This is a genomic window from uncultured Nostoc sp. (assembly GCF_964245575.1).
In the GTDB taxonomy this organism is placed as follows: Bacteria; Cyanobacteriota; Cyanobacteriia; order Cyanobacteriales; family Nostocaceae; genus Nostoc.
In genome coordinates this window covers 1-13,264 of sequence record NZ_CAXTNP010000082.1, presented here as the reverse complement: position 1 = coordinate 13,264, position 13,264 = coordinate 1, and the positions used below count along the sequence as shown (strand labels likewise).

Annotated in this window: 12 protein-coding genes, 2 tRNA genes and 1 pseudogene; 5 read left to right on the top strand and 10 right to left on the bottom strand. The window is 39.5% G+C overall.

Annotation, left to right across the window (positions count from 1 at the left end; genetic code table 11):
• The first annotated feature begins 42 nt into the window (after positions 1–42).
• Positions 43–1,233 carry a DNA sulfur modification protein DndB gene (locus ACFFAP_RS15175; RefSeq protein ID WP_375511978.1) on the top strand — a complete coding sequence of 397 codons (1,191 nt, stop codon included), beginning with the start codon at positions 43–45 and terminating at the stop codon, positions 1,231–1,233.
• Between the two features lie 27 nt (positions 1,234–1,260).
• Here ACFFAP_RS15175 and ACFFAP_RS15170 read toward each other — a convergent pair whose 3' ends face one another.
• The 8 genes from ACFFAP_RS15170 to argF form a co-directional block, all read right to left on the bottom strand.
• Positions 1,261–1,734, bottom strand: coding sequence for a DNA phosphorothioation-associated protein 4 (locus ACFFAP_RS15170; protein WP_375511977.1), 474 nt, complete (start codon positions 1,732–1,734; stop codon positions 1,261–1,263).
• 104 nt (positions 1,735–1,838) lie between these two features.
• On the bottom strand, positions 1,839–2,390 hold the full coding sequence (locus ACFFAP_RS15165) for a Uma2 family endonuclease (RefSeq protein WP_375511976.1): 552 nt from the start codon (positions 2,388–2,390) through the stop codon (positions 1,839–1,841).
• Between the two features lie 120 nt (positions 2,391–2,510).
• Positions 2,511–3,080 (bottom strand): Uma2 family endonuclease, encoded by a 570-nt coding sequence (locus tag ACFFAP_RS15160; RefSeq protein WP_375511975.1) that lies wholly within the window; start codon positions 3,078–3,080, stop codon positions 2,511–2,513.
• 12 nt (positions 3,081–3,092) lie between these two features.
• Positions 3,093–5,165, bottom strand: a complete 2,073-nt coding sequence (locus tag ACFFAP_RS15155) for an AAA family ATPase (protein WP_375511974.1) — start codon at positions 5,163–5,165, stop codon at positions 3,093–3,095.
• Positions 5,162–5,335: a hypothetical protein gene (locus tag ACFFAP_RS15150; protein WP_167407660.1), complete on the bottom strand. Its 174-nt coding sequence runs from the start codon at positions 5,333–5,335 to the stop codon at positions 5,162–5,164. The genes ACFFAP_RS15155 and ACFFAP_RS15150 overlap by 4 nt, the downstream gene beginning before the upstream one ends.
• Positions 5,336–5,640: 305 nt before the next feature.
• Entirely contained in the window at positions 5,641–7,119 is a 1,479-nt protein-coding gene (locus ACFFAP_RS15145) for a DNA phosphorothioation system restriction enzyme (RefSeq protein WP_375511973.1), read from the bottom strand.
• A gap of 230 nt (positions 7,120–7,349) precedes the next feature.
• Positions 7,350–7,955, bottom strand: a complete 606-nt coding sequence (gene lexA / locus ACFFAP_RS15140) for a transcriptional repressor LexA (protein ID WP_069068979.1) — start codon at positions 7,953–7,955, stop codon at positions 7,350–7,352.
• A 230-nt stretch (positions 7,956–8,185) separates the two neighbouring features.
• A complete protein-coding gene (argF, locus tag ACFFAP_RS15135; protein ID WP_375511972.1) occupies positions 8,186–9,106 on the bottom strand; it encodes an ornithine carbamoyltransferase in 921 nt (306 codons plus the stop codon).
• Between the two features lie 389 nt (positions 9,107–9,495).
• Between argF and ACFFAP_RS15130 the strand changes: the two genes are divergently transcribed.
• Together ACFFAP_RS15130 and ACFFAP_RS15125 are read left to right on the top strand one after the other, a co-directional pair.
• Positions 9,496–9,567 (top strand) — tRNA-Thr (locus ACFFAP_RS15130).
• Between the two features lie 26 nt (positions 9,568–9,593).
• Positions 9,594–10,221 (top strand): annotated as a pseudogene (locus ACFFAP_RS15125) (transposase); the annotation flags it as partial.
• Between the two features lie 620 nt (positions 10,222–10,841).
• Here ACFFAP_RS15125 and pyrE read toward each other — a convergent pair.
• Positions 10,842–11,465, bottom strand: a complete 624-nt coding sequence (gene pyrE, locus ACFFAP_RS15120; protein WP_375511971.1) for an orotate phosphoribosyltransferase — start codon at positions 11,463–11,465, stop codon at positions 10,842–10,844.
• Between the two features lie 100 nt (positions 11,466–11,565).
• Between pyrE and ACFFAP_RS15115 the strand changes: the two genes are divergently transcribed.
• Positions 11,566–12,003: a hypothetical protein gene (locus tag ACFFAP_RS15115; RefSeq protein ID WP_375511970.1), complete on the top strand. Its 438-nt coding sequence runs from the start codon at positions 11,566–11,568 to the stop codon at positions 12,001–12,003.
• A 131-nt stretch (positions 12,004–12,134) separates the two neighbouring features.
• Here ACFFAP_RS15115 and ACFFAP_RS15110 read toward each other — a convergent pair.
• A tRNA-Ile gene (locus ACFFAP_RS15110) sits at positions 12,135–12,207 on the bottom strand.
• A gap of 290 nt (positions 12,208–12,497) precedes the next feature.
• Between ACFFAP_RS15110 and ACFFAP_RS15105 the strand changes: the two genes are divergently transcribed.
• Positions 12,498–13,199, top strand: a complete 702-nt coding sequence (locus ACFFAP_RS15105) for a hypothetical protein (RefSeq protein WP_375511969.1) — start codon at positions 12,498–12,500, stop codon at positions 13,197–13,199.
• Positions 13,200–13,264 lie beyond the last annotated feature (65 nt).

Genomic DNA, 13,264 nt, shown 5'->3' with positions numbered 1-13,264 from the left:
ATCATGTTTGCTAACATCTACTAATTTCTATTAGGTATTTATATGGCTCAACCAATTGAGGATGGTAGTAATAGCATTTCTCCTCAGATGAAAGCTCAGTTTAGCTCCTTTATTGAGCCATTTTTCTCACAATATCATCGCGATCGCTGCTATCCAGGACTCATTTTTAGGCAGGGAAAGCGTACCATGCTGCAAATTAATGTACCTGCGAGTGACTTTTCTGGTCTTCTCCAAGCTAAACCATCCACTGGGAATGATCCTGATTCTGGTAAAAATCGCCCAGAGGTTAAAGGTCATGCTGATGAAATTAAAAAATATATTGTTGATCGTTCCCGAAAAGAAAAACCTTGGATTGTAGGAACTTTGACTGCTAATGTAGCTCCAAAAGATATAACAATTCTTGAACTGGGTAGGGGCATTTGTCTAGTTGTTATTCGTCGTGGAGTCAAATTAGATATAACAGATGGACAGCACCGTAAACGTGCAATTCACGAATTGATAGAAAGTACTGAAAGCCACTTAATCAGTGATGATGATTTTGCAATTACTCTAGTTTTAGAGGGTGACTTTCAACAGTGTCAGGCAGATTTCAGAGACATGGCTCAAACCAAACAACTAGATAAATCATTATTATTATCATTTGGTGAGTTCTCTGGTCGAGTTGGTATTACTAAAGAATTAATAAAACGAGTACCAATGTTTCTGGATAAGACAGAAAAGATTAAATCAAGTCCTGCAACTAAACAAAAGCTGATTTACACAACTAATTTTATAGCTAGATTTGTAAGTTGTGTTTTTACTAACGATCCAAGTAATCAGCTTCGAGATTATGATGTTTATCAAGCATCTGATGCTTTGGTTATTTGTCTTAATCGATTTTTATCAGAATGCAGTAATACTGAGTATATTGCTGATACAACTGTTGAAGAATTAACAATAGATGAAGTAGCTGCATTTAAAGAAGACTGTATTCTAGGTGTAAGCGTGGGGCTGGAAGTTTTAGGGCGTTTATTGCACTACATATACGATTCAGAAAACAATTTTTTTAATGAAGAAAAAGTTTTACAACTAGCACAACTAGATTGGTCAAGAGAAAACCAACTTTGGAAGGATAATGTAGTTAGAATAGATCCTAAACCTAAAAACCCAGATAAGCCTTATAAGTTATCTACTGCTGCAAATGCTGTAACGGATGCAGTCAAGATAGTAAAAGTCCGACTTGAATGGATATAAATCATTACTTATGAGCATAATTAAAAATCAAGATAGGAATTTTGTTAAATTAAATTCCTCATCTTGCTCTTCATTATTCATTCGCTCATAACTGATAAATAATAAAATTCGCTCTGCATAATCTACTGATCCACGCAACTCATTTTGCAAAATTTCCAGTCCCCCATTAGCGTACTCTTCAAATATATGATTGCGTTGTCTTTCATATTCTTCTTCATTGATAGATAGTGTTTTTATATCTTTAGTTTCATTAATTGCTAATAATTTTATTAAAATATCATTTCCCATTGAGGCAAAATACTCTATTCTGATTGGCGATGGTTCTCTTTTAGAAATCTCTCCTAAAGCCACTCGTTTTTTATGCTTTGCACCCAAAGCTGCTGCAAACACAATCACATCAGCAAAAGTATTAAAAGGCCCTGTTCCACCATCGGAAGATGTTAAATCTTTCACCAACTCAGCCTTATCTTTAGCAACCCTGATTCTGCCAGTTTCAGCCATTGTTTTAATATTTACATTGTTGCTATTTTAACCGATAGCGAAAATTGATGCCTAAGTTGACGCACTTGTCAAGCTATTATTTTATAATAGTATGCAGGCGATCGCTAAATAAACAAATTATCCACTAACATAGTCCATCCTGGCACTGCGGGTTCAGCTTCAGCCATCTCATCACGGCGATATACTTGCGGTTCTTCAGGATTAGTAGCACGATATACTCTAATAACTTCTTCTTTAAGTACATCTACATCCCAAACTACCAAAGTACCAGCTGCAAAATAATCACGGCGTTTACTAGCCATATCTTTCTCAGCCTTATCACCGTAATCATTTTCGCTTCGCACCTCAGCAGCAAATATAGGCGCACCATTGATAAACTTCCCGCCTGTAGGTTTCCCAGTATAAAACGCAGCATCAGGACTTAGAGAACGGCGGTTAGGGAGATTGACAATAAAACCGACATTATCAGGCAAAGCGTAACCACTTTTTGTCAGACGTTCATAATCCCGTAGACTTGCATAAATTTCACCGCCTGCGCGTCCTGGTAAAAATCCAGTTGGAGACATCAGCATCAATTTCCCATTGACAATCTCTGCTTTACAATTGTCAGGTAAGTGGTACAAATCTTCAATAGTTGCCTCAGTTTTAATACTCATAAAACATTTTCTAATTAGTTAGAGATAATCTCAATTTTACATCTTCTCTTCTTTCTGCTTACTTTGGGCCTCTGCGGTAGCCTGCGGCAAGCTGCTGATGCGTCTACGTTTCTCCAAAACTTATATTGAAAATTGAACATCCTCATAAATCAAAGAAATAGGAAAGTGAAAATCAGCACTAGTTAAATGAACTTCATCCCCCTCTTCATAAGGATGTAACTCCCAAATCCCTTTATCATTTAGCCGGAAACAATCTAAAGTGATTTTTTCAGCATCAATGAGGACATATTCTTGTAAAGTCTGGATACGGCGATACTGAATAAATTTACGACCTCTGTCGTAAGCTTCCGTACTAGGGGAGAGGACTTCGACAATTAGACAAGGATACTGAATAAATTCAATAGCTTGTCTATCTCTTTCATCACAACTCACCATAACATCCGAGTAGTGAAACGGCCCGTTCTCAGTTACTCCTACTTTTGCATCTGCCATAAAAGCCCGACAGGAACTTCCTCGGAGGTGACTTTTTAACGCTGAAGCTAAGTTTAAGGCAATACTAGTATGGGGAATTGTACCTCCAGTCATGGCAAAGACTTCACCATTGATATATTCGTATTTAATATCTTGGTGTTCTTCCCATTCCAGGTATTTCTGGGGAGTCATATACTTTCTGTCTGGACTTGCAACCATATACTTTATCCTTTAAAGATTACGTTCAACCGCAATAATTTCAGTATATTCATACTCGTTAGGACTTTGTTTCACCAAAGGATATCTTTCTCCACCCAACTCAATATAATCTTGTTCGCAATCCGGCTTAGATGAATAATACGTAAGCACATATTCTCTACCGATTCTCTCTGTCATCTCTGCTTCAACTTCACCCCGCCACTGAGTTTTAGTAACTAAAACTATCAACTGATTCGCTAATTGCGGAATTGTCTTTGCAATGTGTCGCCGCGAATTCTCATCTAAACTACCGAACGGTGAATCCATGACAATTGGGAAAGTGCTACTATCAGGAATCATCATCATTTTTCGTTTCTCACTCCATTCCCTTACTTTGTCAATGATGCTGGCAATAAAGGATAAACTGAGAATTTGATTCTCCCCGGTGGAAGCTGCAACGGGTGCTTCTATACCTGTGGTATTTTCTACTAATGTCAGTTCATATTTATCGCTAATTTTAGGAATGTATGGAGTCACAGAAATCTCCATAAATATTTCTTGTACTCGCTTTTCTAGTTGCAGGCGAAATTGTTGTTCTTGACGATTTCTAACTTCCGTTAACCGTTCAATTGCATCTTGAGTGGCGTTAATTCGTCGCTGTGCTAGAGTTTGCTTATCTTCATTCAGCTTTTGCTTGGCGATTTGTTTATTTAAACCTTCAATCTCAGTTGTGATTTGAGCAATTTGCTGCTGATTTGCACCCTGTTCTCGATTCAATTCATCAATTTTACTTTCAATTTCATCTAAGCGTTTTTGTAAACTGCTAATTTCTTCATTAGCATCTTTTCGCAACCGTTCTTGAATATTGTCTAAATCGCCTTCAATTTGAGATATGCTTTGCCTTAACTGATTAATCCTAGTTTGTTCTCTATCAACTTCTTCCCAAAAACCTATGGCTTGCTTATCAATTTCATCTACTTGTGCTATCATGCGAATTGCAGTTTCTTCCACCGCTGAGGAACCGGCTTTATTTAACCAAGTACTCACATGAGTATGATAATGATTACCCGCGTGCAACTCTGCGCCACAAATACAGCGCTGAGAATTGAGTAAATCATTCACAAATTCCCGCGAAATTCCTGATGTTAACTCGCCTCTCTGCTTCAAATCATTGATAATTCCTCGAAACTGGGATGTAGTTTCTGAGAGTAAAACGGTATAACCCCGCGCAGAAATAACTTTTTTCAGCGTTTGCTTGGTTTTTTTATATTCTTCTTGATTCGCAACTTTCTGTGATTCCAAATCTTGCCATCTTTCTTGCAATTCCTTAGCAGCACTTAATTCTCGCAAACGGTTACTTGTCTCTTTTTTAAAAGTTTGTTGATATTCTAACTCTTCTTTAATTTCTGTTTGCCGTTTGGTAATACGTTCACGTTCGCGTTCTAACTTTTCTTGCTGTCGTAATAGTTGTTTAGTTTCAGAATCCCCAATAGCTTTTAACTCATTTTCTAAAGTTTTTTTAGCATCTCCCAAATGTCTGATGGAACGGTTGATTACTTCTACACCCAAGAAAATTTTTGTAGCTTCAGCAATTTCAGCTTTTTTATCAGAACGGACTATTTCTTCAATTCGTTCGCCGTCAAAGAAAAAATATTGATGTAAAGTAGCGGGTAAAATTTGATTAATTATATCGTCTGGTTGCTGAGTTGGTATATTCCATTTGCCATCATCTGCACCAACCCACATAGTTAATTGAGTTTTGCCAGCGTCAAAATCTCCTTCGTTTTTATAACCCCGACAAGCGCGTTTAACTCGATAGCGTTTACCTTCATGTTCCCAGCCAATTTCTACCCAACATTCTACAGCTTGACCTTTTTGAGTTTCGGCGATCGCACGCTTATTCACCAACTGCTCTATCGATGCAAACGCGGCACTAAACTTATCATACAATACCCACGTAAAGGCATTCAGCAAGCTAGTTTTACCAGAGCCATTATTGCCATGAATAATTGTCGTGTTTTGAGCATCTCCCCCAGCCAGGATCATCTCTGGTGTCATACCATAAAAGGAGCGAAAGTTGCATAGCTTGATTGAAGTCAGCTTCATCGCACCTCTTCCTTAATAATGTCCAAAATATTATCATTTATATGGCTGTTAATCTTCTTATCTAGTCTGCCTTTTTCCAGCTTCCATACCCGCTCAATAATTCGCCGCACTTCTGGCGGAGCGCTAGTTATTGGCTCCTGCACATCATCGATATTCGCCTCTTGTGACATCTTCTGTTGGGAAATATAGTTTTTCTATATTTTAACTTTCTCTAGTGCTGCTTTCGCCTCCGTAAAGCCACTGTTTGCGTTATCTTTGAAATCATAATTTTCTTTATAAAAACACTTTATTGTTTGATCGTTTTCTGTTATTATCAATGTTGATAATATATTATAATAAAATGTAAATAAGTTTAAATTTTTTACTTACATCCCATTATAATCCAACTCATAATCTTATTATTTCATACTTAATGCTTCTTTTTTAAAAACTCTAAAAATTTTACAACAAAATATAACTATTCTCTGCTTCATCATCAAATATCTAATAAACCATATCGCTTTTGTAAATCAAGTAACTTCATTCTTGCTTCACCAGCATTATCAGCTAGATCAGCAAACTCTACAAAGCGACGCAATTCCTTTTTCAAAAGATTACGCTCAACTTCTATAGTTTCTCTATCTAAATCTGGTGGCAAAACAATCATGTCAAATATTGTCGCGCGTTCTTTAGCCGGATGAGGACGTAAAACTCGCCCCCGTCGCTGAATAAACTGGCGAGGATTACCAGAACTTGATAAAATCACCGCAGTTTTAATTGCCGGAATATCAACACCTTCATCTAAACAACGAATTGCGACTAAACCCTGCAACTCTCCACTTTCAAATTGATGGCGCAATGTTTCCCTTTCTTGTAAAGTTGTTTGGGCTGTATAGGTGCTTACCTTGTACCCTAAATCCACTCCGAGTATTTTAGCAACAGCTTTGAGTTGGCGTAGAGATGAACGTTGTCCCGCTTCTTGTGAACCATCACTGCAATAAAAAAGTGTGTGAGTAGTTTCGCGGCGAGTTGTCATTAATTCATGCAAGGCGGTTAATTTATTTTCTGCTGCACCAATTAATCTTGCTCTTTGCATCAACAACGGCTTTAAATCTTCATTGTCTTCAAATCCCGCTTCGCCATTTTCTCGATCTCGATAAAGAAGCGATCGCCCAATTCTTTTAGTTAACTTTAAATAAGCAATACTTTCTGCCTCAGTTAACTCTACCAATACTGGATAATACAGATAATGTACCAAAGCACCTTGAGCGATCGCATCCCTCAAAGTAAACTCTGGCTGGAGAACTGGGCCAAAATAATCGAATAGAGATTGCGTACCAAAATCATCAAAATACCTCTTTGGTGTTGCAGATAAAGCCAGTCTCAACCCAACACTACGCGGTAAACTTTCTTCTAACTTGGGTGCGCCTAAATTATGCGCCTCATCCCCAATAATTAAAGTTTTGGCGGGAAAATATTTGAGTTGAGACTGAAAACCATCTCCAATTAAAGTAGAGTTCGTAGTAATCACAGTAACAAATCGTTGAGAACCAGAACGCAGATTATAAATTTGGGTAGAAAGTTGACTTTGCCAAGTGCGTAAATTCTCAAAAGCTAATATGGGTTGCAAATTAAATTTTTCACATTCTCGCGCCCATTGAGTGACGAGATGACGATAGGGACACACTACCAACAGAACTTGTAAATTAATCTGTTGGTAGAGTTCACAAGCGATCGCTAATGCGGTAATAGTTTTACCACTACCAGTAGCCATTTTCAGCGTCCCTCTGCCATTGTTGGTAAACCAGCTAGCGATCGCTTGGCGCTGATATTGCCGCAATTGCAGAGATACAGGCATTCTTGGGCATCCTGGTAATGGTTGCGGAGTGTAATAACTGCCCAAAATTTCCCTTGCAATTGGTAATTTCAACCGGAAAGTGGGCAGTTGCTGCACTGGATTTTTCGTCAGGTACATATATTAAGCACAAAGATGGTAACGAACCCTAATTAATGGGCATTGGGCATTGGGCATCCCTTGGGCATCCCTTGGGCTTACTTCGACTTACCTCGGCTTTGCTCGGCACAAGCCGCTCAGTACAAGTCGCTCGGCACAAGTCGCTCAAGGCAAGTGGGCATTGGGCATTGGGCATTGGTTATTTCCCTTGTCTTCCTATTCCCTACTCCCCACTCCCCACTCCCCATTACTTAGTTGTAACCACGCCAAACACCAATGAGTGAACCTTGCACCTGCACTTGCATAGCACTTACTTCAATGGGATTGTACTTAGAATTTGCTGGTTTAAGGGTAACGCGATCGCCTTGGCGATAAAAACGTTTTAATGTTGTACCGAATCCATCGACTCTAGCGGCGACGATAGTACCATTTTTCAAATGATTAGGTTCTGCTACTGGACGCAGAAATACCACATCGCCATCAGTAATTAAATCTTCAATCATGCTATCGCCAGCTACCCGCAAAGCGTAAGTTTGGGGAGGTAAATCGAAATTAGAAAAGTCTAAATGATCTACAGCATCAGTAAACGGTTCTATTAAACCACCAGCAGCGATCGTGCCCAAAATTGGTACACCTTGCTTCACAGGACGCAAAATCCGAATCGTTCGCGCTTGTCCTTCAGTCCATTCTATATATCCTTTAGTACGTAAATGTTCTAAACGGCTTTGAATTGGCGCTGGTGACTTCAAGTTCATCGCTTGCATCATTTGCCGAATTGAAGGCGAATGCTGGTGTGATCGGATGTATTCTGCCAACCATTCGTAAAGTTCTTGTTGAGCTTCTGTTAGACGTTCCATAAATTTGCGGGAAGTAATTATAAATGTCTCTAGAACATTAGTACTACAAAAAACTCCCCATAACAAGAGAAAAGTAAAAATATGAAAGATAAAGGTAAGAATATTCTTTTTTCTTTTACCCTTTTATTTTGGATTTTTTACCAGCAAGTAGTCAGGAGCCAATCGCACACTCGCTATTTTGACTCCTAACTCTTAACTCCTAACTCCTAACTCCTAACTCCTAACTCTTTTCATTTTGCCCCTAAGATACTTGCAAGTAAAGCTTTTTGGGCGTGCAAGCGATTTTCTGCCTGTTCCCAAACTCGTGATTGAGAACCTTCAATAACAGCTTCGGTAATTTCTTCATTACGATGGGCTGGTAAGCAGTGTAAAACAATTGCCTCTGGTTCGGCAAGGCTCAATAACTGCTCCGAAATTTGATAAGGCTGGAAAATTGGCATCCGGTTGTCTGCTTCTGCTTCTTGCCCCATACTCGCCCAAACATCAGTGTAAAGTATAGCAGAACCCTTAGCTGCTAATTCTGGATCATCAGTGATGAGAACTTCCGTTTTATTATTAGCGATCGCTCTTGCTTGTTCTACAATCTTAGAATCTGGCTCATATCCGCTAGGGGTAGCAATTCTAACATTCATCCCCACCAAAGCACAGCCCAACATCAGAGAATTAGCCATATTATTTCCATCACCCACGTAGGTCAAAGTTAATCCAGCAAGGGTCTTAAAGCTTTCTTGAATCGTCAATAAATCAGCTAATACCTGACAAGGATGTTCTGCATCGGTAAGCGCATTAATTACCGGAATCTTGGCATAGTGAGCAAAAGTCTCTAAATCTTGCTGTGCAAAAGTGCGAATTGCCAAAATATCCAGATATCGGTCTAACACCCGCGCCGTATCCTGTAAAGGTTCCCCGCGACTAACTTGAGTGACATTAGGGTTGAGATCGATTACCTGCCCACCCAGTTGGTACATCGCCACCGTAAAACTTACCCGTGTACGAGTTGAAGCTTTGGAGAACAACAACCCCAAAACTTTATTACATTGCAACTTCAGCTGTTGTGATTTAAGTTGAGTTGCCAATTGCAGGAGTTCTTGAAGTTCCGTAGGACTGATGTCCGCTAGACTTAATAAATCTCGTCCGAGCAATGCTGCCATGCTTGTAATCTGTAAAAAATAATTATATATTTCTGTTCCTTTATTGAGCTGTGGCAAGAAAATACAGTTTTAGAACTGTACTAGATATTTTTGCACCCAACCCAGGATTTGAGTTAGCTTTTGCCATGAATATCAATTTATCAACTTTATCAGTGATTGATTAGAGTCACTTATTTTTTGAGTTCAAAAGGCTTGCAATGCCCAGCAAACCATCTAGACGCATATAAAGTAGCGAATTTGCTAAACTTTCGGATTTCCTAGCCCAATGTAGTCAAAGGGAAATATTTTAGCGATCGCTGCTAGACAAATAAATTGATTATGGTACAATGATGAATTGTGGTTGCTGTTTAAGAGCCATACCTACGGTGGGCTAGGCCTACGCTAAACTTGCCAGCATAGCACAGTGGTAGTGCATCCGACTTGTAATCGGAAGGTCGCGAGTTCAAATCCCGCTGCTGGCTTTAAGTATACATAAGAATTCGAGTTGTCGATTGTCTATAGTAATTCAGCCAATTGGCGATCTACTGGAGTGGATTATGTATTAAAACTTCTGGTACGTGACCAGGTTCGGGAACAAATGGGTAGGTCAGTCCAACCAACTGCGTTCGCGTAGCGTGCCGGAGGCAATCGCGGCAGACAGTCAGTCGGTAAAAACGACTGAAAAAAGGGGGAAGTATACGGTTTTGATGGCGGTAAACTAATCAAGGGACGTAAACGCCAAACCATAGTTGATAGTCTGGGACTAGTACTTAAAGTTGTGGTAAGTGAAGGAAGCGCCCCCTATTGAGTGCTTGCAACCTATGCTTTGATGCAACTGCTAGAAGAACATCCAGAAGTCTTGGAAAAAGTCGAAGTTATGTGGGTTGATTCTGGCTATAACGGCGATAAATTTGCTCTAGCAGTGTGGCTGATGATTCAAGCTCATGTTGAGGTAATGCAGCGTACAGGAAAACAATTTGAGGTTTTACCCAAACGCGCTTGTTGTACAAAGAACATTCGGATGGTTTAACCAATATCATCGTCTTAATGAGGATTATGAACGTCTTCCCGAAATGAGTGAAGCTGCAATATATGCTGTTATGACTCGTGTTATGTTGCGTCGTCTTGTTGTCTAAAGATTTACTTTATAAATAGTCTCTTAAATAACATTAAAAAGACAGCCAAAGAGTTACAAACTGATGGGGGAGCGAGAAAAGAGGTAAATTATCGTTTACAAGAAGCTGAAGAATTTTTAGATGAAACTCTCAATCAGTCATTTAGTATAAATATAAATCAGCAATGTTGGATTGAAGGACAAATCGAAATACTCAATAACATTACTGACTTTAATAGTAAGCTTTCTGATATTTGCGATCGCGTTTATCATCGCAGTGCAATTTTGTGGAATGAATTAATTAACCGTCGAGATTTAGTGTCTTCTTTAAAGATTGAGGATTGGTCAGCAATTTAAGGTTGACTACAGCTATGAATCTTGCGGAAAATATAATTGAGGGAGCGTTAAGATATTGGTCTTGGGAAATTTACAACCAAAGAAGAAATCGAAAAAGCATCTTCTCTGATCATCAATGCAGTAAATGAAATTCATCAACTTATCTAAAAATATACAAAAAATAGCCTTCTGATGTTTACTAGGCTATTTTGAGCCTAAAATAATAAAACCCTTATTAGGGCTTTAAGAGTAATATTTTCAATTACACAAATCTGTCAAATTGTCAAACAATTTGGCAAGCGACACTTATGATTTCGCAAGTTGTCGGTAGCGTTCCTGAACTTCCTGAATCGAAAACAAAGTTTCAAACTTCAACCCAGCTGAGTGGTACAATTCACCTCCTCCTTGCTGTCGGTCTACCAGTGAAATTACTTGATTTACGGTATAACCTGCATCTTTAAGACGCTCAACTGCTTTTAAAGCAGATTGCCCAGTTGTAACGACATCTTCCAAAACTACTACTTTTGCACCTTCTGGTAAAGTGGGGCCTTCTATATAAGCTTTCGTTCCATAACCTTTGGCTTCCTTGCGAATAATCAGCGCTGGTATAGGACGGTTTTCATAAACAGAAACTATACTCACTGCTGTCACAATTGGGTCAGCCCCCATTGTTAAACCACCCACAGCCTGTGTATCTACAGGTAAAAAAGGAAATAGCAATCGTCCGACTGCCAAAGCACCTTGAGGATGGAGTGTTACTTGTGTCTTGTTGACATAATAAGAACTACGCAGCCCAGAAGAGAGGAGAAAATCACCTTCTTGATAAGCAAGTTGGCAAAATAAATCTAGTAGCTTCTGGCGCAAAATAGTCAAATCAGCAGTGGTTGCCCAAATATCAGAGTGGGTAAGAGTTTCAGTAGGATACGTCATTACAAAACATTAAAAGTTGTGCTACACCAAAGGTTGAACTCATCAGAGTTCTGAAATTAAGCATAAATTAAGATTGCCCAAAAATTGAGGAGTTAGGAACGTGGGTATAAAATTTAAAACCTTTGGTGGTTTATTGCTACTGCTTGCTGCTGGTATTGCTTTTCCCTCTGTTGCATCTGCCCAAACGGAAACCCCCAAAACTGAAACTACGAGTGATGTATTTGAGCGAGCTTATTTTCGTCACGATCGCAATTTCTACGAAAATAGTAGCCTTAAGCGCCAGCTAGACTCACTTATAGGAGGTGGTTACGGTTTCGGTGGTTCCTTCCCAGAAAATGAAATTGCCCGCGATGCTCAGTTGCTTAACACTTTATATCATGATGTCCTGACTCAGCAAGCTGGCAACGATCCATATATTCGCACTCCTGATTTACCAAATCCTTACGACACATCGCTAATGATGTCTCCTCGCTTGAATAGCAACAATAAACTCAAAGTGGGAACTGAATTCAAGTTTGAAACTTTACCACCTCGGTAATATTGGGGTGTAGGGAGACCAGGGGACACAAGAGGACAAGAAGTGAGAACTTGCAACAAGTCTTTCCCCTTGTCCTCTTCACCATGCCCCATGCCCTTAATCCCTGTATTATTGCTTTTTGATCGTTCTAGTGCGCCTTGCTGGAATCGAACCAGCCTGAAGACGAATTATGAGTTCGTTGCCTCCCCAATCGGCCAAAGGCGCTTGTTTTGTTGGGTTGCGGGTTCATAAGAGTTAATTACTTCAACTCTTAGGTCAACCTGATTTGCTAAACAGTGAGGAAAATACTTCATGCACTGAGTTTAGCCAATTTTGCCATTATAGCACAGATTTACACCTGTGAATACTCAACAATAGCTGTTCATATTTTTATACTACATAATTTAATCATAAAATAGTGCAAACTAATATTGATTAAGTTCCTTTAAGGATTGAGGTCAAAAGCTTCACTATTCTTAAATAGACCAGCATTCTATTGTGATAGCTTGTCAGCGATGAAAATAAATTCTACTGTACTTCTTACTTTGGTTTTGTTAATCCTGATGATGGGAGCAGGTTCTGTGAGTGCCCTTTTGGGGTTTGGACTAGGTAGTTCAGCACTTAAAGGCGTTACTACACCAGATGGGCGTCCTACAACCAAATTTGCCAGTAATAAGGCAAATAACTCCCAACAGGGAGGGTTAGTGCTATTAAAAGAGGACGAAATTCTGAAAATTGTCAAAGCGCGAATTGAGGGTAAGACCAAGGCTGCTAAATCGGAAAAGCTAGAGGATGATGATGAAGAAACCAATAGCAGCAAGCAGAAGCCAGAGGAGAAACCCCCAGCAGTAGTTGAAGAAAAACTTCAGCCAGGTTTTCCAGTTACTGCCCTGAGTGAGGGCGTAACCATGTCTGTGCAATCTGTCCGCTACTCTGGTGGTGATTTGCTACTGAAAGTGAAAATGCAGAACAAAGGGAAAGATTCTGTGCGCTTCCTGTATAGTTTTTTAGATGTTACCGATGATAAAGGACGAACCCTGAGTGCGAGTACAGAGGGTTTACCAACAGAATTGCCTGCAAATGGGCCAGCATTTACAGGTACTGTGAGCATTCCCACAGCTTTACTTGATGATGTCAAGAAAATATCACTTGCTCTTACTGATTATCCCGCTCAAGAATTGAAGCTAGAGGCATTGAATATTCCTGTAGAAAGGTAGAAAGGGACTGGAGACTGTGGACTGGGGACTGGGGACTGGAGACTGTGGACTGGGGACTGGTGACT